The 21709-nt window shown below is 57.3% G+C and carries 18 protein-coding genes and 4 tRNA genes; all 22 read right to left on the bottom strand.

Features of this window, described 5'->3' with window-relative positions; all coding sequences use genetic code 11:
* Window positions 1–8: 8 nt before the first annotated feature.
* Window positions 9–644: a 50S ribosomal protein L3 gene (rplC, locus tag HB675_RS16600; RefSeq protein ID WP_213879459.1), complete on the bottom strand. Its 636-nt coding sequence runs from the start codon at window positions 642–644 to the stop codon at window positions 9–11.
* A gap of 80 nt (window positions 645–724) precedes the next feature.
* Complete coding sequence (rpsJ, locus tag HB675_RS16595) at window positions 725–1036, bottom strand: 30S ribosomal protein S10 (protein ID WP_003186070.1); 312 nt, start codon at window positions 1034–1036, stop codon at window positions 725–727.
* Window positions 1037–1192: 156 nt separating this feature from the next.
* The gene (tuf, locus tag HB675_RS16590; RefSeq protein WP_213879457.1) at window positions 1193–2386 is read right to left on the bottom strand and encodes an elongation factor Tu; all 1194 of its coding nucleotides are present in this window, start codon (window positions 2384–2386) and stop codon (window positions 1193–1195) included.
* Window positions 2387–2417: 31 nt separating this feature from the next.
* The gene (fusA, locus tag HB675_RS16585) at window positions 2418–4520 is read right to left on the bottom strand and encodes an elongation factor G (protein ID WP_213879455.1); all 2103 of its coding nucleotides are present in this window, start codon (window positions 4518–4520) and stop codon (window positions 2418–2420) included.
* Between the two features lie 30 nt (window positions 4521–4550).
* Window positions 4551–5021: a 30S ribosomal protein S7 gene (gene rpsG, locus HB675_RS16580; protein ID WP_002555493.1), complete on the bottom strand. Its 471-nt coding sequence runs from the start codon at window positions 5019–5021 to the stop codon at window positions 4551–4553.
* A 119-nt stretch (window positions 5022–5140) separates the two neighbouring features.
* The gene (gene rpsL, locus HB675_RS16575; protein WP_213879453.1) at window positions 5141–5515 is read right to left on the bottom strand and encodes a 30S ribosomal protein S12; all 375 of its coding nucleotides are present in this window, start codon (window positions 5513–5515) and stop codon (window positions 5141–5143) included.
* Window positions 5516–5736: 221 nt separating this feature from the next.
* Entirely contained in the window at window positions 5737–9936 is a 4200-nt protein-coding gene (gene rpoC / locus HB675_RS16570; protein ID WP_213879451.1) for a DNA-directed RNA polymerase subunit beta', read from the bottom strand.
* A gap of 63 nt (window positions 9937–9999) precedes the next feature.
* The gene (gene rpoB, locus HB675_RS16565; RefSeq protein WP_213879449.1) at window positions 10000–14073 is read right to left on the bottom strand and encodes a DNA-directed RNA polymerase subunit beta; all 4074 of its coding nucleotides are present in this window, start codon (window positions 14071–14073) and stop codon (window positions 10000–10002) included.
* A gap of 218 nt (window positions 14074–14291) precedes the next feature.
* Window positions 14292–14660, bottom strand: a complete 369-nt coding sequence (gene rplL / locus HB675_RS16560; protein ID WP_213879447.1) for a 50S ribosomal protein L7/L12 — start codon at window positions 14658–14660, stop codon at window positions 14292–14294.
* Window positions 14661–14737: 77 nt separating this feature from the next.
* Complete coding sequence (gene rplJ / locus HB675_RS16555; protein ID WP_213879445.1) at window positions 14738–15238, bottom strand: 50S ribosomal protein L10; 501 nt, start codon at window positions 15236–15238, stop codon at window positions 14738–14740.
* Window positions 15239–15438: 200 nt separating this feature from the next.
* Entirely contained in the window at window positions 15439–16134 is a 696-nt protein-coding gene (gene rplA / locus HB675_RS16550; RefSeq protein ID WP_213879443.1) for a 50S ribosomal protein L1, read from the bottom strand.
* Window positions 16134–16565, bottom strand: coding sequence for a 50S ribosomal protein L11 (rplK, locus tag HB675_RS16545; protein WP_008374187.1), 432 nt, complete (start codon window positions 16563–16565; stop codon window positions 16134–16136). Before rplK ends, rplA begins: the two co-directional genes overlap by 1 nt.
* A 117-nt stretch (window positions 16566–16682) precedes the next feature.
* Window positions 16683–17216, bottom strand: a complete 534-nt coding sequence (gene nusG / locus HB675_RS16540; RefSeq protein WP_008374189.1) for a transcription termination/antitermination protein NusG — start codon at window positions 17214–17216, stop codon at window positions 16683–16685.
* Window positions 17217–17225: 9 nt separating this feature from the next.
* Entirely contained in the window at window positions 17226–17594 is a 369-nt protein-coding gene (gene secE, locus HB675_RS16535) for a preprotein translocase subunit SecE (protein ID WP_213879441.1), read from the bottom strand.
* 45 nt (window positions 17595–17639) lie between these two features.
* Window positions 17640–17715, bottom strand: a tRNA-Trp gene (locus tag HB675_RS16530).
* Between the two features lie 54 nt (window positions 17716–17769).
* Window positions 17770–18963, bottom strand: coding sequence for an elongation factor Tu (tuf, locus tag HB675_RS16525; protein ID WP_213879439.1), 1194 nt, complete (start codon window positions 18961–18963; stop codon window positions 17770–17772).
* An 86-nt stretch (window positions 18964–19049) separates the two neighbouring features.
* A tRNA-Thr gene (locus HB675_RS16520) sits at window positions 19050–19125 on the bottom strand.
* Window positions 19126–19151: 26 nt separating this feature from the next.
* A tRNA-Gly gene (locus tag HB675_RS16515) sits at window positions 19152–19225 on the bottom strand.
* 23 nt (window positions 19226–19248) lie between these two features.
* A tRNA-Tyr gene (locus HB675_RS16510) sits at window positions 19249–19333 on the bottom strand.
* A gap of 143 nt (window positions 19334–19476) precedes the next feature.
* Entirely contained in the window at window positions 19477–19896 is a 420-nt protein-coding gene (locus HB675_RS16505) for a hypothetical protein (protein ID WP_213879437.1), read from the bottom strand.
* Window positions 19897–19903: 7 nt separating this feature from the next.
* Window positions 19904–20653, bottom strand: a complete 750-nt coding sequence (locus HB675_RS16500; protein WP_213879435.1) for a pantothenate kinase — start codon at window positions 20651–20653, stop codon at window positions 19904–19906.
* Window positions 20643–21590: a bifunctional biotin--[acetyl-CoA-carboxylase] ligase/biotin operon repressor BirA gene (gene birA / locus HB675_RS16495; protein WP_213879433.1), complete on the bottom strand. Its 948-nt coding sequence runs from the start codon at window positions 21588–21590 to the stop codon at window positions 20643–20645. Before birA ends, HB675_RS16500 begins: the two co-directional genes overlap by 11 nt.
* Between the last annotated feature and the right edge of the window lie 119 nt (window positions 21591–21709).

Below are 21709 nucleotides of genomic sequence, written 5' to 3'. Positions count from 1 at the left end.
GCTTCCCCTTAACCGCGAGCCTTGGCTGCCGGACGCACAACCAGGTTGCCGCCAGTAGCGCCAGGAACAGCACCCTTGACGAGCAGCAGATTGCGTTCTGCGTCGACGCGCACAACTTCCAGGGACTGAACGGTCACGCGCTCGGCGCCCATGTGACCGGACATTTTCTTGCCCTTGAAAACACGACCAGGAGTCTGGCACTGGCCGATGGAGCCAGGCACACGGTGGGATACCGAGTTACCGTGGGTGTTGTCTTGACCGCGGAAATTCCAACGCTTGATGGTACCGGCAAAGCCTTTACCCTTGGACTGACCGGTAACGTCTACCAGCTGGCCTGCAGCGAAGAGTTCAGCGTTGATCAAGTCGCCAGCCTGGTATTCGCCTTCTTCAAGACGGAATTCCCAGACGCCACGGCCTGCTGCAACGTTCGCTTTAGCGAAGTGACCTGCTTGCGCAGCAGTCACACGCGAAGCACGACGCTCACCGACAGTGACTTGCACTGCGCGATAGCCATCGGTTTCTTCAGTTTTGAACTGGGTGACGCGATTCGGCTCGATCTCAATGACCGTAACCGGAATGGAGACACCTTCTTCGGTAAAAATGCGGGTCATACCGCATTTACGACCGACTACACCAATAGTCATGTTGTAACCTCATGAGTGTACGGGGCTTTCACCCGCTATGGCCGCCCATTTCAGAGCGTTACACGACTAAGACCCGAGTCTTAGCCGAGGCTGATCTGTACTTCCACACCGGCCGCCAGATCAAGCTTCATCAGCGCGTCAACGGTTTTGTCCGTTGGCTGGACGATGTCCAGAACACGCTTATGAGTACGGATCTCGTACTGGTCACGCGCGTCTTTGTTGACGTGCGGGGAGACCAGAACGGTGAACCGCTCTTTACGGGTAGGCAGTGGAATTGGACCACGCACTTGAGCACCAGTACGTTTCGCGGTTTCCACGATTTCCTGGGTGGATTGGTCGATCAGGCGATGGTCAAAAGCCTTCAACCTGATACGGATTTGCTGATTTTGCATTGGATTTCAGACTCCGGCTGCTATTCCCACCGAGCGCAATACGCCCGATTAAAGGAGGCGCAATTCTATAGACGCGCCCTTGGGGTGTCAACCCAATAAAAAAGCCCCCGCTGAGCGGGGGCTTTTCAAAGCATCGACGCGATCTCGGAAAGAGACTTAGGCGATGATTTTGGCTACGACGCCAGCGCCGACGGTACGACCGCCTTCACGAATGGCGAAACGCAGACCGTCTTCCATTGCGATGGTTTTGATCAGGGTAACAACCATTTTGATGTTGTCGCCTGGCATAACCATTTCAACGCCTTCCGGCAGTTCGCAGTTACCGGTCACGTCAGTGGTCCGGAAGTAGAACTGTGGACGGTAGCCTTTGAAGAACGGAGTGTGGCGACCGCCTTCTTCTTTGCTCAACACGTACACTTCGGCTTCGAAGGTAGTGTGCGGCTTGACCGAACCTGGCTTGACCAGAACCTGGCCACGCTCAACGTCGTCACGCTTGGTGCCACGCAGCAGCACGCCGCAGTTCTCGCCAGCACGACCTTCGTCGAGCAGTTTGCGGAACATTTCAACGCCGGTGCAGGTGGTGACGGTGGTGTCACGCAGACCAACGATTTCCAGAGGGTCCTGGACTTTTACGATACCGCGCTCGATACGACCGGTCACAACAGTACCGCGACCCGAGATCGAGAAGACGTCTTCGATTGGCATCAGGAACGGCTTGTCGATAACGCGAACCGGGTCTGGAATGTAGCTGTCCAGAGTCTCTACCAGCTTCTTGACAGCGGTAGTGCCCATTTCGTTGTCGTCCAGACCATCCAGCGCCATACGAGCGGAGCCGATGATGATTGGAGTGTCGTCGCCCGGGAAGTCATAGGTAGTCAGCAGGTCGCGGACTTCCATTTCTACCAGTTCCAGCAGCTCGGCGTCGTCTACCAGGTCAGCCTTGTTCAGGAAGACCACGATGTACGGAACACCTACCTGGCGGGACAGCAGGATGTGCTCACGAGTTTGTGGCATCGGACCATCAGCGGCCGAGCAAACCAGGATCGCGCCGTCCATCTGGGCAGCACCGGTGATCATGTTCTTCACATAGTCAGCGTGACCTGGGCAGTCAACGTGAGCGTAGTGACGGATCAGCGAGTTGTATTCAACGTGCGCGGTGTTGATGGTGATACCACGAGCTTTTTCTTCTGGCGCGCTGTCGATCTTGTCGAAGTCAACACGGGCCGAACCGAAGATTTCGGAGCAGACGCGGGTCAGAGCAGCGGTCAGCGTGGTTTTACCGTGGTCAACGTGACCGATGGTGCCAACGTTGACGTGCGGAAGGGAACGATCAAATTTTTCTTTAGCCACGACAATTAACTCCTAGCCTAAAGGGGCTGAATCAGCCTTGTTTTTTAACGATAGCTTCGACGATGTTCGCCGGAGCTTCGGAGTATTTGGAGAATTCCATAGAGTAGCTCGCGCGACCCTGGGACATGGAACGAACGTCGGTCGCATAACCGAACATCTCGCCCAACGGTACTTCGGCACGGATTACCTTGCCGGAGACAGTGTCTTCCATACCCTGGATCAGACCACGACGACGGTTCAAGTCACCCATCACGTCACCCATGTAGTCCTCAGGTGTTACAACTTCAACCTTCATGATCGGCTCAAGTACAACACCGCCACCTTTGGAGGCCAGTTGCTTGGTCGCCATGGAGGCTGCCACCTTGAACGCCATCTCGTTGGAGTCGACGTCGTGGTAAGAACCATCGAACACGGTTGCCTTCAGGCCGATCAGCGGATAGCCGGCAACAACGCCGTTCTTCATCTGCTCCTCGATACCCTTCTGGATGGCCGGGATGTATTCCTTCGGAACCACACCACCTACCACTTCGTTCACGAATTGCAGACCTTCCTGACCTTCGTCAGCCGGTGCAAAACGGATCCAGCAATGGCCGAACTGGCCACGACCGCCGGATTGGCGAACGAACTTGCCTTCGATCTCACAGGCCTTGGTGATTTTCTCACGGTAGGAAACCTGTGGTTTACCGATGTTGGCTTCGACGTTGAACTCACGGCGCATCCGGTCTACCAGGATGTCCAGGTGCAATTCGCCCATGCCGGAGATGATGGTTTGACCCGTCTCCTCATCAGTCTTGACGCGGAAAGATGGGTCTTCCTGAGCAAGTTTGCCCAGAGCGATACCCATTTTTTCCTGGTCGTCCTTGGTCTTGGGCTCAACGGCAACCGAAATAACCGGCTCCGGGAAGTCCATACGGACCAGGATGATCGGCTTTTCCAGCGAGCACAGGGTGTCGCCAGTGGTCACATCTTTCATGCCGATCAAGGCCGCGATGTCACCTGCCAGTACTTCTTTGATCTCTTCGCGGCTGTTGGCGTGCATTTGCACCATACGACCAACGCGCTCTTTCTTGCCTTTTACCGAGTTCAGAACGGTGGTTCCAGACTCCAGTTTGCCCGAGTAAACGCGTGCAAACGTCAAGGTACCCACGAAGGGGTCAGTCGCGATCTTGAACGCCAGAGCCGAGAACGGCTCGGTGTCGTCTGCATGACGCTCCATGGCGACTTCTTCGTCATCCGGGTCGGAACCCTTGATGGCCGGAATGTCCACAGGTGCAGGCAGGAAGTCGATGACGGCATCAAGAACCAGGGGAACGCCCTTATTCTTGAACGAAGAGCCGCAAACAGCCAGAACGATTTCGCCAGCGATGGTCCGCTGACGCAGAGCGCCCTTGATTTCCTCGACGGTCAGTTCCTCACCTTCGAGGTACTTGTTCATCAGCTCTTCAGTGGCTTCGGCCGCAGCCTCGACCATGTTGTTGCGCCACTCTTCAGCCAATTCCTGCATGTCGGCAGGGATCGGACCGCGGACAGGGGTAGTACCCTTGTCGCTTTCGTCCCAACGAACAGCTTCCATGGTCAGCAGGTCGATCTGACCTTCGAAGTGGTCTTCTGCACCGATGGCCAGTTGAATCGGCACCGGGGTGTGACCCAGGCGCTGCTTGATCTGCCCAATCACGCGCAGGAAGTTGGCACCGGCACGGTCCATCTTGTTGACGTAAACAAGACGTGGAACGCCGTACTTGTTGGCTTGACGCCATACGGTTTCCGATTGCGGCTCAACGCCCGAAGTACCGCAGAACACAACGACCGCGCCATCGAGTACGCGCAGCGAGCGCTCTACTTCGATGGTGAAGTCAACGTGACCGGGGGTATCGATGATGTTGAAGCGATGCTTCGGAAACTGCTTGGTGGAGCCTTCCCAGAAAGCGGTCGTCGCAGCGGAGGTAATGGTAATACCCCGCTCCTGCTCCTGCACCATCCAGTCCATGGTCGCGGCGCCATCATGCACCTCGCCCATTTTGTGGTTTACGCCCGTGTAAAACAGGACGCGCTCGGTGGTCGTGGTTTTACCCGCGTCCACGTGAGCCACGATACCGATGTTACGGTAGCGCTTGATATCGGTTGTACGAGCCATAAAGCCCTCGCAAAGTTGATGACGCTGGATTTAGAAGCGGTAGTGCGAGAACGCTTTGTTGGCTTCGGCCATACGGTGAACGTCTTCGCGCTTCTTAACTGCAGCACCTTTGCCTTCGGCAGCATCCAACAGCTCGCCAGCCAGGCGCAGGGCCATGGACTTCTCGCCGCGCTTGCGGGCGAAGTCTACCAGCCAGCGCATGGCCAGGGCGTTACGACGAGACGGACGAACTTCAACCGGAACCTGGTAAGTAGCACCGCCTACACGGCGCGACTTCACTTCGACCAGCGGAGCGATGGCGTCGAGAGCTTTCTCGAAGATTTCCAGGGGGTCGCTGTTCTTGCGTTCTTTAACCTTCTCCAGCGCGCCATAAACGATACGTTCGGCAACGGCTTTCTTGCCGCTTTCCATCACGTGGTTCATGAACTTGGCCAGGATCTGGCTGCCGTATTTTGGATCGTCAAGCACTTCGCGCTTGGCTGCTACGCGTCTTCTTGGCATGGATAAGCCCTCAAACGGTCTTCAGGTTAGCTCGGAACAACCTGCCCTGTGGACGGGCGCCCGACCTTACTCTTATCGACTCAGAAAAATAGAAAATTGCTGTTTGTCGCGAGCGACCATTACTTCTTCGGACGCTTGGTACCGTATTTCGAACGACCTTGGTTACGACCTTTGACGCCGGAGGTATCCAGGGAGCCGCGAACGGTGTGGTAGCGAACACCTGGCAAGTCTTTTACACGACCGCCGCGGATCAGGACCACGCTGTGTTCTTGCAGGTTGTGACCTTCACCACCGATGTACGAGGAAACCTCGAAACCGTTGGTCAGGCGCACACGGCATACTTTACGCAGTGCCGAGTTAGGTTTTTTCGGCGTGGTGGTGTACACACGGGTGCACACGCCACGACGTTGCGGGCAGTTCTGCAGCGCAGGTACGTCGGATTTCTCGACGATACGCTTGCGCGGCTGACGTACCAGCTGGTTGATAGTTGCCATCTACTAGCTCCACTGTTGTCTTGCGACGCTATTGTCTTGCAAGAAAAGCAAAATGACGAAGCTCAAGCTCCGTCAAATTTAGGGGTACAAGAGTCTAAAGAAACCCTGAGCCCCAGTCAAGACAAAGCCCCGCCTGCCCTACCCGCCGGCCCCCGCTTGATGCGGGGGCCCTTGGTTGAGACAACCAGGGCCCTGCTTTCGTTTACCTGGAATCTCTCAGCTTAGCTACCGCTGGAGTTCAAGGCTTCGGTCAGTGCTGCTTCTACTTCGCTGGCGCTGACACGAGTCGGCTTGTCCAGTTCACGGCGACGCTTGCGCTCGCTGTGGTAGGCCAGACCGGTACCGGCCGGGATCAAACGACCCACGACCACGTTTTCTTTCAGGCCGCGCAGGTAATCGCGCTTGCCGGTCACGGCCGCTTCGGTCAGTACCCGAGTGGTTTCCTGGAAGGAAGCCGCCGAGATGAACGATTCGGTCGACAACGACGCCTTGGTGATACCCAGCAGGACCCGAGTGTATTTGGACACGAACTTTTCGTCCGCGCTCAAGCGCTCGTTCTCGCCCAGTACATGGGTGAGTTCCATCTGGTCGCCCTTGATGAAGGTCGAATCGCCCGACTCGGCAATCTCAACTTTACGCAACATCTGACGCAGGATGGTCTCGATGTGTTTGTCGTTGATCTTCACGCCTTGCAGACGGTAAACGTCCTGAATCTCGTTGACGATGTACTTGGCCAGTGCGCTCACGCCCAGCAAACGCAGGATGTCGTGCGGATCGCTCGGGCCGTCAGAGATAACTTCGCCGCGGTTCACTTGCTCGCCTTCGAAGACGTTCAGGTGACGCCACTTCGGAATCAGCTCTTCGTACGGATCGGTACCGTCATTCGGCGTGATGACCAGACGGCGCTTGCCCTTGGTCTCTTTACCAAACGCGATGGTGCCGCTGACTTCCGCCAGAATCGAAGCTTCTTTCGGACGACGGGCTTCGAACAAGTCGGCAACACGCGGCAGACCACCGGTGATGTCACGGGTCTTCGACGTTTCCTGTGGAATACGGGCGATAACGTCACCCACACCCACTTGCACACCATCCGCCACACCGACGAGGGCGTTGGCTGGCAGGAAATACTGAGCCGGTACGTCGGTACCTGGCAGCAGCAGATCCTTGCCGTCCACACCGACCATCTTGACCGCTGGGCGGATTTCTTTGCCCGCAGCAGGACGATCTTTGGCGTCGAGGACTTCAATGTTGGTCAAACCGGTCAATTCGTCAGTCTGACGCTTGATGGTGATCCCTTCCTCCATGCCCACGTAGGTCACGGTACCCTTCATCTCGGTGACGATTGGGTGAGTGTGCGGATCCCACTTGGCCACGATGGAGCCAGCGTCGACCTTGTCGCCTTCCTTGACCGAAATCACGGCGCCGTAAGGCAGCTTGTAGCGCTCGCGCTCACGACCGAACTCGTCGGCAATCGCCAACTCGCCGGAACGGGACACGGCCACCAGGTTGCCATCCAGACGCTCGACGTGCTTCAGGTTGTGCAGACGGACGGTACCGCCATTCTTCACCTGAACGCTGTCGGCCGCGGAGGTCCGGCTTGCCGCACCACCGATGTGGAACGTACGCATGGTCAGCTGGGTACCCGGCTCACCGATGGACTGGGCAGCGATAACGCCGACCGCTTCACCGATGTTCACCTGGTGACCACGAGCCAGATCACGGCCGTAGCACTTGGCGCAAATCCCGTAACGGGTTTCGCAGCTGATTGGCGAGCGTACGATCACTTCGTCGATGCTGTTGAGCTCGATGAATTCGACCCACTTCTCGTCAACCAGGGTGCCAGCAGGCACGATGACGTCTTCGGTGCCTGGCTTGAACACGTCGCGGGCGATGACTCGACCCAGTACGCGCTCACCCAATGGCTCGACCACGTCGCCGCCTTCAATGTGCGGCGTCATCAGCAGACCGTGTTCGGTACCGCAGTCGACTTCCGTCACAACCAGGTCCTGCGCCACGTCTACGAGACGACGAGTCAGGTAACCGGAGTTCGCCGTCTTCAACGCGGTATCCGCCAGACCTTTACGAGCACCGTGAGTGGAGATGAAGTACTGAAGTACGCTCAAACCTTCACGGAAGTTTGCAGTAATCGGCGTCTCGATGATGGAGCCGTCCGGCTTGGCCATCAGACCACGCATACCGGCGAGCTGACGGATCTGCGCAGCAGAACCCCGTGCGCCCGAGTCGGCCATCATGTACATCGAGTTGAACGACTCTTGATCGACTTCGACGCCATGACGGTCGATAACCCGCTCTTTCGAGAGGTTCGACATCATTGCCTTCGACACTTCGTCGTTGGCCTTGGACCAAAGGTCGATCACCTTGTTGTACTTCTCGCCCTGGGTCACGAGACCCGAAGCGTACTGGCTTTCGATCTCTTTCACTTCGTCGGTGGCAGCACCGATGATGGCGGCCTTCTCATCCGGGATAACGAAGTCGTTAACGCCGATGGAAACGCCCGAAATGGTCGAGTAGGCAAAACCGGTGTACATCAACTGGTCAGCGAAGATGACGGTTTCTTTCAAGCCAACCACGCGATAGCACTGGTTGATCAGCTTGGAGATGGCCTTTTTCTTCATCGGCAGGTTGACGACGTCGAACGACAGACCTTTTGGCACAACCTGGAACAGCAGCGCACGGCCGACAGTGGTGTCGACAATACGGGTGCCGCTCACACTGCCGCCGTCACGATCGTTCACGGTTTCGTTGATACGAACCTTGATCTTGGCGTGCAGCGCTGCTTCGCCGGCGCGGAAGACACGGTCGACTTCCTGCAAGTCAGCAAAAATACGGCCTTCGCCTTTTGCGTTGATCGCTTCACGGGTCATGTAGTACAGACCCAGTACAACGTCCTGCGACGGAACGATGATTGGCTCACCGTTCGCGGGCGACAAGATGTTGTTGGTCGACATCATCAACGCACGGGCTTCGAGCTGGGCTTCCAGGGTCAGCGGTACGTGGACCGCCATCTGGTCGCCGTCGAAGTCGGCGTTGTACGCAGCACAGACCAGAGGGTGCAGCTGGATCGCCTTGCCTTCGATCAGTACCGGTTCAAACGCCTGGATACCCAGACGGTGAAGGGTCGGTGCACGGTTGAGGAGCACGGGGTGTTCGCGAATCACTTCGGCGAGAACGTCCCACACTTCCGGCAGCTCGCGCTCGACCATCTTCTTGGCAGCCTTGATGGTAGTCGCGAGACCACGCATTTCCAGCTTGCCGAAAATGAACGGCTTGAACAGCTCGAGAGCCATTTTCTTCGGCAGACCGCACTGGTGCAGGCGCAGGGTCGGACCTACGGTAATAACCGAACGGCCCGAGTAGTCAACGCGTTTACCCAGCAAGTTCTGACGGAAACGACCTTGCTTACCCTTGATCATGTCGGCCAGGGATTTCAGAGGACGCTTGTTCGAACCGGTGATGGCACGACCGCGACGACCGTTGTCCAGCAAGGCGTCGACCGCCTCCTGCAGCATGCGCTTTTCGTTACGCACGATGATGTCAGGCGCGGACAGATCCAGCAGGCGCTTCAAACGGTTGTTACGGTTGATCACTCGACGATACAGATCGTTGAGGTCGGACGTGGCGAAACGACCGCCGTCCAGCGGGACCAGTGGACGCAGATCTGGCGGCAGAACCGGCAGAACGGTCAGCACCATCCACTCAGGCAGGTTGCCGGAACCCTGGAAGGCTTCCATCAGCTTGAGGCGCTTGGACAATTTCTTGATCTTGGTTTCCGAGTTGGTTTGCGGAATTTCTTCGCGCAGACGGCCAATCTCGTGTTCCAGGTCGATAGCGTGCAGCAGCTCGCGGACAGCCTCGGCACCCATGCGGGCGTCGAAGTCGTCACCGAACTCTTCGAGGGCTTCGAAGTACTGCTCGTCGTTCAGCAGCTGACCCTTTTCCAGGGTGGTCATGCCTGGGTCGATAACGACGTAGCTCTCGAAGTAGAGAACACGTTCGATATCACGCAGGGTCATGTCCATCAGCAAGCCGATGCGGGACGGCAGCGATTTCAGGAACCAGATGTGGGCAACCGGCGAAGCCAGTTCGATGTGCGCCATGCGCTCACGACGAACCTTGGCCAAGGCGACTTCGACGCCGCACTTCTCGCAGATAACGCCACGGTGTTTCAGGCGCTTGTACTTACCGCACAGGCACTCGTAGTCCTTGACTGGGCCAAAGATCTTGGCGCAGAACAGGCCGTCACGCTCAGGCTTGAACGTACGGTAGTTGATGGTTTCCGGCTTTTTAACTTCACCGAACGACCACGAACGGATCATCTCAGGCGACGCGAGGCCGATGCGGATAGCATCGAACTCTTCGACTTGACCCTGGTTTTTCAGCAAATTCAGTAGGTCTTTCAAGGCCTTTCCTCCTGGCGGAGCAGGGAACGGGCTTCAAGGGCCCGCTCCCATTCGCGTCACGTGTTATTCGGTTTCCAGATCGATATCGATACCGAGGGAACGAATCTCTTTGATCAACACGTTGAAGGACTCGGGCATGCCCGGCTCCATACGGTGATCGCCGTCCACGATGTTCTTGTACATCTTGGTCCGACCGTTCACATCGTCCGACTTCACTGTGAGCATTTCCTGCAGGGTGTATGCCGCGCCGTATGCTTCCAGCGCCCACACTTCCATCTCCCCGAAACGCTGACCACCGAACTGCGCCTTGCCACCCAGCGGCTGCTGGGTAACCAGGCTGTAGGAACCAGTGGAACGCGCGTGCATCTTGTCGTCCACCAAGTGGTTCAGTTTCAGCATGTACATGTAGCCGACGGTGACCGGGCGCTCGAACTTGTTACCGGTACGGCCATCGAACAGCTGCATCTGGCCGCTTTCCGGCATGTCTGCCAGTTTCAGCATGGCCTTGATTTCGCTTTCCTTCGCGCCGTCGAACACTGGGGTGGCCATTGGCACGCCGCCTTTGAGGTTCTTCGCCAAGTCGAGGATTTCCTCGTCGGTGAAGGTCTCGAGCTGTTCTTGACGCCCGCCGATCTCATTGTAGATCTCGGTCAGGAAGCTGCGCAGTTCAGCCACCTTACGCTGTTCTTCCAGCATACGGTTGATCTTCTCGCCCAAGCCCTTGGCCGCGAGCCCCAGGTGGGTTTCGAGAATCTGGCCGACGTTCATACGCGAAGGTACGCCCAACGGGTTGAGAACCACGTCTACCGGGGTGCCATTGGCGTCGTGCGGCATGTCTTCAACCGGCATGATCACCGAGACCACACCTTTGTTACCGTGACGACCGGCCATCTTGTCGCCCGGCTGGATGCGGCGACGAATGGCAAGGTAGACCTTGACGATTTTCAGCACGCCTGGAGCCAGGTCATCGCCTTGCTGCAGTTTGCGCTTCTTGTCTTCGAACTTGTCGTCCAGCAGACGGCGACGATCAACGATATAGGCCTGAGCCTTTTCCAGCTGTTCGTTCAGCGCGTCTTCGGCCATGCGCAGCTTGAACCACTGGCCGTGCTCGAGACCGTCGAGAACTTCGTCGGTGATCTCGGTGCCTTTCTTCAAGCCAGCGCCGCCTTCGACGATCTGACCTTTCAGAGCCGACCGCAGACGTTCGAAGGTAGCGCCTTCAACGATACGGAACTCTTCGTTGAGGTCCTTGCGGATCTCGTCCAGCTGGCTCTTCTCGATCGACAATGCACGAGCATCACGCTCGACGCCGTCACGGGTGAAGACCTGCACGTCGATGACCGTACCTTTGGTGCCGGTCGGCACGCGCAGGGAGGTGTCTTTGACGTCGCTGGCCTTCTCGCCGAAGATCGCACGCAGCAGTTTTTCTTCTGGAGTCAGTTGGGTCTCGCCTTTCGGAGTGACCTTGCCGACCAGGATATCGCCGGCGCCGACTTCGGCACCTACGTAAACGATACCGGCTTCGTCCAGCTTGTTCAGTGCAGCTTCACCCACGTTCGGGATGTCTGCAGTGATTTCCTCTGGCCCCAGCTTGGTGTCACGCGCCACACAGGTCAGTTCCTGGATGTGGATCGTGGTGAAGCGATCTTCCTGAACCACACGCTCGGACAGGCAGATGGAGTCTTCGAAGTTGAAACCGTTCCAGGCCATGAACGCGATGCGCATGTTCTGGCCCAGTGCCAGCTCGCCCATGTCGGTGGACGGACCATCGGCCATGATGTCGCTGCGCTGAACCACGTCACCCTTGCTGACCAGCGGACGCTGGTTGATGCAGGTGTTCTGGTTCGAACGGGTGTACTTGGTCAGGTTGTAGATGTCGACGCCGGCTTCACCGGTTTCCACTTCGTCATCGGCAACACGAACCACGATACGGCTGGCATCGACGGAGTCGATCACACCGCCACGACGCGCCACGACGCAAACGCCGGAGTCACGGGCAACGTTGCGCTCCATGCCGGTACCGACCAACGGCTTGTCGGCGCGCAGGGTAGGTACAGCCTGACGCTGCATGTTCGAACCCATCAACGCACGGTTGGCGTCGTCGTGCTCGAGGAACGGAATCAGCGAAGCCGCGACCGAGACTACCTGCTTGGGCGAAACGTCCATCAGGGTGACGTCTTCAGGCGCTTTCACGGTGAATTCGTTCAGGTGACGTACGGCAACCAGTTCGTCGATCAGGATTTTCTTGTCGTTCATGGTCGCCGAAGCCTGCGCGATCACGTGATCGGCTTCTTCAATGGCGGACAGGAACACGATCTCGTCGGTGACCAGAGCGTCTTTCACCACACGGTACGGGCTTTCGAGGAAGCCGTACTGGTTGGTGCGCGCATAGGCGGCCAAGGAGTTGATCAGACCGATGTTCGGACCTTCCGGCGTTTCGATCGGGCACACGCGACCGTAGTGCGTCGGGTGAACGTCACGCACTTCAAAGCCGGCGCGTTCACGAGTCAGACCACCAGGGCCCAGTGCGGAAACACGGCGCTTGTGGGTGATCTCGGACAGCGGGTTGTTCTGGTCCATGAACTGGGAAAGCTGGCTGGAACCGAAGAACTCTTTCACCGCCGCCGCAACCGGCTTGGCGTTGATCAGGTCCTGCGGCATCAGGCCTTCGCTTTCGGCCATCGACAGACGTTCCTTGACCGCGCGTTCTACACGCACCAGGCCCACACGGAACTGGTTTTCGGCCATTTCACCGACGCAACGAACACGACGGTTACCCAGGTGGTCGATGTCGTCGACGATGCCTTTGCCGTTGCGGATGTCGACCAGGGTCTTCAGCACGGCAACGATGTCTTCCTTGCTCAACACGCCCGAACCTTCGATCTCGGTGCGACCGATACGACGGTTGAACTTCATCCGGCCGACCGCAGACAGGTCATAGCGCTCAGGGCTGAAGAACAGGTTGTTGAACAGGGTCTCGGCAGCATCCTTGGTCGGTGGCTCGCCAGGACGCATCATGCGGTAGATTTCGACCAGAGCTTCCAGTTGGTTGCCGGTGGAGTCGATCTTCAGCGTGTCAGAGATGAACGGGCCGCAGTCGATGTCATTGGTGTACAACGTCTCGATGCGCACAACCTGGGCCTTGGCGATCTTGGCCAACAGGTCGGTGGACAGTTCAGTGTTGCATTCGGCCAGGATCTCGCCAGTCGCCGGGTGCACGATGGCTTTGGCAGTGGTACGCCCCAGGACGTAGTCCAGCGGTACGTCCAGCGTCTTCAAGCCGGATTTCTCGATCTGGTTGATGTGGCGAGCCGTGATCCGACGACCCTGCTCGACGATCACCTTGCCGGCGTTGTCGAGGATGTCCAGGGCTGCAATCTCACCGCGCAGGCGCTGAGGCACCAGTTCCAGGCTCAGGTTCTCACCTTGCACGTGGAAAACGTTAGTGGTGTAGAAGGCGTCCAGGACTTCTTCGGTGCTGTAGCCCAGTGCACGCAGCAATACCGACGCAGGCAGCTTGCGACGACGGTCGATCCGGACGAATACACAGTCTTTCGGATCGAACTCGAAGTCCAGCCACGAACCACGGTAAGGAATGATACGAGCCGAGTACAACAGCTTGCCCGAGCTGTGAGTCTTGCCACGGTCGTGGTCGAAGAACACGCCAGGCGAACGGTGCAACTGGGAAACAATAACGCGCTCGGTACCGTTGATTACGAAGGTACCGTTCTCGGTCATCAGGGGGATTTCACCCATGTAGACTTCTTGCTCTTTGATGTCCTTGATCGCTTTGTTCGACGATTCTTTGTCGAAAATGATCAGGCGTACTTTTACCCGCAAAGGTACGGCGTACGTCACGCCTCGCAACACGCATTCCTTGACATCAAAAGCCGGTTCGCCCAGGCGATAACCAACGTACTCCAAAGCCGCATTGCCGGAGTAGCTGATGATCGGGAAAACGGATTTGAAGGCCGCATGCAGACCGACGTCACGGAACTGGTCCTTGGTCGCTCCCGCCTGCAAGAATTCGCGATACGAATCCAGCTGGATAGCCAAGAGGTACGGTACGTCCATGACGTCCGGCAACTTGCTAAAGTCCTTGCGGATACGTTTTTTCTCAGTGTATGAGTAAGCCATCAGCGTTCCCCAGCTTGGTCACCTGCTTGTGGCCCCTCCCGACGGGAGCAGCCAGAAAATCTTGCGAATCCCTTGATTCGCGCCACCGCCTCGGGTGGTTACTGCGCATTACCGGCATCGACCTGATCGACCGCCAGTAACGGAAAAAGGCCGGTGGCATGAGCCACCAGCCATCAGCCTTTTGCTTGACGCTCGGGCTGGAGACGCAAGGTCGATGCTTACTTCAGCTCGACTTTGGCGCCTGCTTCTTCCAGAGTAGCTTTGGCTTTGTCAGCGGCGTCTTTCGAGACAGCTTCCAGCACCTGGCCAGGGGCGCCATCAACGACTGCCTTGGCTTCTTTCAGGCCCAGACCGGTCAGTTCACGAACAGCCTTGATCACGTTGACTTTCTTCTCGCCAGCTTCGAGCAGGATGACGTTGAATTCAGTTTGCTCTTCAGCAACGGCGGCTGGGCCAGCAGCTGGGCCAGCGGAAGCGGCAGCGGCAGTAACACCGAAGGTCTCTTCCATTGCTTTGATCAGCTCGACAACTTCCAGAACGGTTTTCTGGCCGATGGCTTCGATGATTTGTTCGTTAGTCAGGGACATGACTGTAAATCCTGTATTAGGGGACAGCCTCTGCGGCCATCAAATTAAACGTTTGATTGAAAGCAGCGAGCAGTGCCTTAGGCAGCTGCAGCTTCTTTCTGGTCGCGAATCGCCGCCAGAGTACGGGCCAGCTTGCTGGTAGCGCCTTGAATCACGCTCATCAGCTGCGAAATGGCTTCGTCACGGGTCGGCAGAGTTGCCAGCACGTCGATTTGGTTAGCTGCGAGGAACTTGCCCTCGAACGCAGCTGCCTTGATCTCGAACTTGTCCTGACCCTTGGCGAATTCCTTGAAAATACGGGCAGCAGCGCCCGGATGTTCGTGGGAGAACGCAATCAGGGTCGGGCCCTTGAACGTGTCGTTGAGGACGGTGTAGTCAGTGCCTTCAACGGCGCGCTTGAGCAGGGTGTTACGTACAACACGTACGTATACGCCAGCTTCACGGGCCTGCTTACGGAGTCCGGTCATAGCGCCTACAGTCACACCACGGGCATCAGCCACGACAGCGGACAGGGCGACTTTGGCAGCCTCGTTGACTTCAGCGACGATGGCCTTCTTGTCTTCGAGTTTAATTGCCACGGGTTTAACTCCTGCTTGTTACCGTTTCATCTGGCCGGAGCCGGATGTCGTTTTGGTGTCTGATTCGGTAAGGAACCGGGAGCACCATCTGCGTAGGCTTGAGGTTTAAGACTTGCGTCGCCTACGGTCTTGGATAGCCCCCGCCAGGCAGGGACCCCAATCTTGCATGCTCGAGCGCAATCGCTTGCGCTCGAACGGTCTTACGCGTCCAGCGAACCTTGGTCGATGACCAGGCCCGGGCCCATGGTGGTGCTCAGGGTAACGCGCTTGACGTAGATACCTTTCGACGCGGAAGGCTTGATGCGCTTCAGATCAGCGATCAGGGCTTCAACGTTTTCCTTCAGCTTGATGGCGTCGAAGCCAACCTTGCCAACGGAGGTGTGAATGATACCGTTCTTGTCGGTGCGATAACGAACCTGGCCGGCCTTGGCGTTTTTGACTGCGGTGGCGACGTCAGGGGTTACGGTACCCACTTTCGGGTTAGGCATCAGACCACGTGGACCGAGAATCTGGCCCAGCTGACCGACAACGCGCATGGCATCAGGCGATGCGATGACAACGTCATAGTTCAGGTCGCCGCCTTTCATTTCGGCAGCCAGATCGTCCATACCAACGCGATCGGCACCGGCAGCCAGAGCAGCTTCAGCAGCCGGGCCCTGGGTGAAAACGGCAACACGTACGGTCTTGCCAGTGCCGTGCGGCAGCACAGTAGCGCTACGGACGACCTGGTCGGATTTACGCGGGTCAACGCCCAGGTTCACGGCGACGTCGAACGACTCGCTGAACTTGACGGTCGACAGCTCGGCCAACAGGGTGGCGGCTTCTTCGAAGTTGTAGAACTTGCCAGCTTCGATCTTGGAAGCGATAGCCTTTTGACGCTTGGTCGGCTTAGCCATTACACACCCTCCACGTTGAGGCCCATGGAACGAGCAGAACCGGCGATAGTACGCACGGCTGCGTCCATGTCAGCGGCCGTCAGGTCCGCATTCTTGGCTTTAGCGATGTCTTCCAGCTGAGCGCGGGTCACGGTACCGACTTTCACGGTATTCGGACGAGCGGAGCCGCTGGTCAGACCTGCAGCTTTCTTCAGCAGAACAGAAGCTGGGGTGCTTTTGGTCTCGAAGGTGAAGCTACGGTCGCTGTAAACGGTGATGATCACAGGAGTCGGCAGGCCGGCTTCTTGACCCTGAGTACGGGCGTTGAAGGCCTTGCAGAATTCCATGATGTTCACGCCGTGCTGACCCAGAGCCGGGCCGACGGGTGGACTTGGGTTGGCCTGGCCGGCCTTAACTTGCAGCTTGATGTAAGCCGTGATTTTCTTAGCCATGAGCTACTCCACTATTGGGTACAGGCGCCTTTTGGGCTCCCCAGTTGCTTTGCGTTTTATCCCAGTGACGACAAAACCCCGCAGCTTACGCCTGCGGGGTATGGGATCCGTTTCCAATCAGACCTTCTCGACCTGACTGAACTCGAGCTCTACCGGAGTAGAGCGACCGAAAATGAGCACTGCGACCTGGATCCGGCTCTTCTCGTAGTTAACTTCTTCGACCGTGCCGTTGAAATCGGCGAACGGCCCGTCGGTAACGCGAACGACTTCACCGGGCTCGAACAAGGTCTTCGGCTTCGGCTTGTCGCTACCGTCAGCAACACGACGCAGAATCGCTTCTGCTTCTTTGTCGGTGATCGGTGCGGGCTTGTCGGCAGTACCGCCAATGAAACCCATCACGCGCGGAGTATCCTTGACCAAGTGCCAAGTACCCTCGTTCATTTCCATCTGGACCAGCACGTAGCCCGGGAAGAACTTGCGTTCGCTTTTGCGCTTCTGGCCATTGCGCATTTCCACCACTTCTTCAGTGGGGACCAGAATCTCGCCAAAGCCGTCTTCCATGCCAGCCAGCTTTACACGCTCTACCAAAGAGCGCATAACATGCTTCTCGTAACCCGAGTAGGCATGCACAACGTACCAACGCTTAGCCACGGGACACCCTTAGCCAACAATCAAGGAAACAAGCCAGCCTAGCAGGGAATCGAGCCCCCACAACAGCAACGCCATGACCAGAACGACCGCCACTACGATCAGCGTGGTCTGCGTGGTCTCTTGGCGAGTCGGCCAAACGACTTTACGAATCTCGGCGCGCGCTTCCTTTGCCAGGACGAAGAACGACTTGCCTTTGGCAGTCTGCAGCGCTGTAAAAGCGGCGAGACCAGCAATGACGAGTAGCGCAAGCACCCGGTACAGGATCGGTGACGAGTGGTAATACTGATTACCAACCACGCCAACCACCACCAGGGCGACTACAACAAGCCACTTGAGCAAATCGAAGCGAGTATCTTGGGCTTCAGCCTTGGGAGTCATCTAGGAAGATCCTGTGAAAAGAAAGCCACACCCACCGAGTGAATATGGCAGGTCAGGAGGGAATCGAACCCCCAACCTACGGTTTTGGAGACCGTCGCTCTGCCAATTGAGCTACTGACCTAAAAACAAAATCAGGCCGACCATTATGCCGGCCCGAGAAAGCAAATTCAACTACTTACGCAACAATTTTGGCCACGACACCGGCGCCGACGGTACGACCACCTTCACGAATGGCGAAACGCAAACCGTCTTCCATTGCGATGGTTTTGATCAGGGTAACAACCATTTTGATGTTGTCGCCCGGCATAACCATTTCAACACCTTCTGGCAGTTCGCAATTACCGGTCACGTCAGTGGTCCGGAAGTAGAACTGTGGACGGTAGCCCTTGAAGAACGGTGTATGACGACCGCCCTCCTCTTTGCTCAACACGTACACTTCAGCTTCGAAGGTAGTGTGCGGCTTGACCGAACCCGGCTTGACCAGAACCTGGCCACGCTCAACGTCGTCGCGCTTGGTACCACGCAGCAGCACCCCGCAGTTCTCGCCAGCACGACCTTCGTCGAGCAGCTTGCGGAACATTTCAACGCCGGTGCAGGTGGTAACAGTGGTATCACGCAGGCCGACAATTTCCAGAGGATCCTGAACCTTGACAATGCCCCGCTCAATACGACCAGTCACAACCGTACCGCGACCCGAAATCGAGAAAACATCTTCAATCGGCATCAGGAACGGCTTGTCGATAACACGTACCGGCTCTGGAATATAGCTGTCCAGCGTCTCTACCAGCTTCTTGACGGCCGTGGTGCCCATTTCGTTGTCATCCAGACCATCCAGCGCCATACGAGCAGAGCCAATGATGATCGGGGTGTCATCACCCGGGAAGTCATAGGTAGTCAGCAGGTCGCGGACCTCCATTTCTACCAGCTCCAACAACTCGGCGTCATCCACAAGGTCAGCCTTGTTCAGGAAGACCACGATGTAAGGAACGCCCACCTGGCGGGACAGAAGGATGTGCTCACGCGTCTGCGGCATCGGACCATCAGCGGCCGAACACACCAGAATTGCGCCATCCATCTGCGCAGCGCCGGTGATCATATTCTTGACATAGTCAGCGTGACCCGGGCAATCCACATGCGCATAGTGGCGCATTGCCGAGTCATACTCTACGTGAGCGGTATTAATGGTGATACCGCGTGCTTTTTCTTCCGGGGCGCTGTCGATCTTGTCGAAGTCAACCTTTGCCGAACCGAACACTTCGGAGCAGACACGGGTCAGCGCAGCGGTCAAGGTGGTCTTGCCATGGTCGACGTGACCGATGGTACCGACGTTGACGTGCGGCTTGTTACGTTCGAACTTTTCCTTAGCCATCAGACCGTCCCCAGGGAAGAATTAAGCTACCGCGTACCAGACCATTAAAACAAAGGCAGATATATACATATCTGCCTTTGGGGTAATGGAGCTCTTGAGCGGATTTGAACCGCTGACCTCACCCTTACCAAGGGTGTGCTCTACCAACTGAGCTACAAGAGCAAAACACTGTGCAACAACAGCAAACGTGGAGCGGGTAGCGGGAATCGAACCCGCATCATCAGCTTGGAAGGCTGAGGTTCTACCACTAAACTATACCCGCGGAGCTTGCAGCTCTCGCTTAAATGGTGGAGGGAGAAGGATTCGAACCTTCGAAGTCGTAGACGTCAGATTTACAGTCTGATCCCTTTGGCCGCTCGGGAACCCCTCCTTAATGTGGCGGCATTTTACAGCTTGCCACCGGCCTGTCAAGCTATTTTCTCATTAAAATCTTGAGGTTAGCTACTTGCGACAGGTGCTTCACACCGAACGGGATAACATCATCCCTGTGAAGCGGGCGCCATTCTATGCAAACTATTCGCCCGATGCAATGCCTTCGCACGGCATTATTTGATGTTTCAAGTCATTGATATCGCGGGACAGGCGCTGCACCACCCCCTCATCGGGCAACGCTTCGCCCGGCACACCCAAGCGCAACCAGTAACCACCGCCCTGCTCTGGCCTGAGTTGGCGCTGGACGGCCGGGATTTTATCATTCGCCAGGCGTTGCACCAGCACAGCGAGAGGTTGTGCCGTGGGATAGCCCCCCAGGTACAGGCAATCCTGGCTGGCAGCCGCCGCTTTCTTCGACTCGCTGAGCAGCTGGATGTCTTGCTGACCACTCTTGTAGGGAGAAAGCGACATGATTTCCTTCGCTTGCATTGGCGCCTCCTGCTGGTGCCATACGTAATAGAACACGTTGAGGATCAGCAACAACAGAAACATCCAACGCATAAACACCTCAGGACAAAGGACAGGCGATTGCCAAGCCAACAAACACCAGATCGGGCACGACTCTGGCCTGAGGGATTACTTCGTGCACGCGCTCGGCGTCGCCGCCAGCCAGAAACACGACGAAATCATCTCCCCAGTATTCCTGTGCCAACTTTAGCTGTGTCAGTGCAAAGCCTTGCAGCATCAGGGCACAACCCCGTTCAACAGCCTCGGCAGTGGAGCGACCCGGCGCGTAGGACATCAAGGCGCGCTCGGCGGCCTGATCGTCGTACCGGATCTTGCGGGTGTGCGTGCGCAGCTGGTTGCGCATCAATGACAGCCCTGGGCAGATGTAGCCCCCCATGTGCTCACCAGAGGCTGACACCAGATCAGAAGTGACCGCCGTGCCAGAATCGATGACCACACAGTTGCCTTGCGCCAGCTGGTAGCCACCCACCAGTGCCAGCCAGCGGTCAAGACCAAGACGCCCATAGTCAAGGTAGCCATTTCGCACACCCGCCAATGTCACGCTGGGCGTTGCACAGACCGGCATGACACTGTATCGCCCCGCCAGTAACTCGATCACGCGGGTGGTTTCTTCCTCGGAGCGGACGCTGACCAGCCGGCAGTGACGCAGGGCCAGGCCGGACAGGCGACTGAGGGCCTCCAGCAGGACCAGGTCCGAGTCCACCGTACCGCCAGCGAAGATACCGCCGCCTTCGGACAGGATCACGCGCCATTTGATAAAACTGTTGCCACAGTCGAGCTCAAGAATCATCGCGCAGCCTCAAACTCAACTCTCCACCACTGTAGACACGCTCTTGACCATCCACCTGCAAGCGCAACGCACCTTGGGCATCGATCCCGAGCACTACACCCTGAATCTGATTCGCACCTGCGACAAGCGTCACCGGCCGGTTTTGCCATAGGTGACTTTGCTCCCACTCGCCCTGCAGCGCTGCAAATCCATCCCGCCGATGCCGATCAAAGTACTCGTGCAGCCTCGCGTTGAGCAAGGTTACCAGCGCATTGCGATCGACCATATGCCCCGACTCCAGGCGCATGGACGTCCACTGCTGATCGACTTCCTCGGTGGCCTGCATATTGACGTTGATCCCCACTCCGACCACCACATGGCAGACATCGGCGGGATCGCCCACCAGCTCCAACAGGATGCCCGCCAGCTTTCGGCGTTCGACGAGCACGTCGTTTGGCCATTTCAAGCCGGCTTGAGGGATTCCCATCTCACGCAGCGCACGCATGACAGCGAGCCCTACAACCAGACTCAGGCCCTCCAGCTGACGCATGCCGCCCTCAATCCGCAACACAAGGCTGTAGTAAAGGTTCTCGCCGTAGGGGCTTACCCACTTGCGTCCACGCCTCCCTCTTCCAGCGGTCTGCCGCTCCGCCAGCAAGAGGAATGGGGCCTGGCACCCGTCATCCACCCTACGCAATGCTTCAGCATTGGTGGAGTCGACTGAGTCGAGTACCTGGACCGGCCAATAGCCCCCCTGAATTTGCGTGACATCAAGCAAGGACAACGGCGCTGCCAACTGATAGCCGCGACCACGCACCTTGTGAATGGGCAGATTCAATTCGGCCTGCAGGAGCTGTAGCTGCTTCCACACGGCACTCCGACTGATCCCCAGAGCGACGCCCAGATCCTGGCCCGAATGGAATTTTCCATCCTTGAGAAGTTTCAACAACGTCAGCATGCCTGTTCCGCCTCACAATGAGGCAGGCATGATAGCCATGCCAAGGGGCGTTGCATAGAAAGGCAGGAGCGTGAATAACAGTCTCCGTGGCCAGATAGGCACCGTACGACGAAAATGGC

The sequence above is a fragment of the Pseudomonas sp. dw_358 genome (genome assembly GCF_018449655.1).
In the GTDB taxonomy this organism is placed as follows: Bacteria; Pseudomonadota; Gammaproteobacteria; order Pseudomonadales; family Pseudomonadaceae; genus Aquipseudomonas.
This window is presented reverse-complemented; position numbering and strand designations above follow the sequence as displayed.

What these genes read in the sequence shown, in the direction of transcription:
- rplC (WP_213879459.1), bottom strand. Translation starts at nt 644, where the DNA reads ATGACTATTGGTGTAGTCGGTCGTAAATGCGGTATGACCCGCATTTTT.
- rpsJ (WP_003186070.1), bottom strand. Translation starts at nt 1,036, where the DNA reads ATGCAAAATCAGCAAATCCGTATCAGGTTGAAGGCTTTTGACCATCGC.
- fusA (WP_213879455.1), bottom strand. Translation starts at nt 4,520, where the DNA reads ATGGCTCGTACAACCGATATCAAGCGCTACCGTAACATCGGTATCGTG.
- rpsG (WP_002555493.1), bottom strand. Translation starts at nt 5,021, where the DNA reads ATGCCAAGAAGACGCGTAGCAGCCAAGCGCGAAGTGCTTGACGATCCA.
- rpsL (WP_213879453.1), bottom strand. Translation starts at nt 5,515, where the DNA reads ATGGCAACTATCAACCAGCTGGTACGTCAGCCGCGCAAGCGTATCGTC.
- rpoB (WP_213879449.1), bottom strand. Translation starts at nt 14,073, where the DNA reads ATGGCTTACTCATACACTGAGAAAAAACGTATCCGCAAGGACTTTAGC.
- rplL (WP_213879447.1), bottom strand. Translation starts at nt 14,660, where the DNA reads ATGTCCCTGACTAACGAACAAATCATCGAAGCCATCGGCCAGAAAACC.
- rplA (WP_213879443.1), bottom strand. Translation starts at nt 16,134, where the DNA reads ATGGCTAAGCCGACCAAGCGTCAAAAGGCTATCGCTTCCAAGATCGAA.
- rplK (WP_008374187.1), bottom strand. Translation starts at nt 16,565, where the DNA reads ATGGCTAAGAAAATCACGGCTTACATCAAGCTGCAAGTTAAGGCCGGC.
- secE (WP_213879441.1), bottom strand. Translation starts at nt 17,594, where the DNA reads ATGACTCCCAAGGCTGAAGCCCAAGATACTCGCTTCGATTTGCTCAAG.
- tuf (WP_213879439.1), bottom strand. Translation starts at nt 18,963, where the DNA reads ATGGCTAAGGAAAAGTTCGAACGTAACAAGCCGCACGTCAACGTCGGT.
- HB675_RS16505 (WP_213879437.1), bottom strand. Translation starts at nt 19,896, where the DNA reads ATGCGTTGGATGTTTCTGTTGTTGCTGATCCTCAACGTGTTCTATTAC.
- HB675_RS16500 (WP_213879435.1), bottom strand. Translation starts at nt 20,653, where the DNA reads ATGATTCTTGAGCTCGACTGTGGCAACAGTTTTATCAAATGGCGCGTG.
- birA (WP_213879433.1), bottom strand. Translation starts at nt 21,590, where the DNA reads ATGCTGACGTTGTTGAAACTTCTCAAGGATGGAAAATTCCATTCGGGC.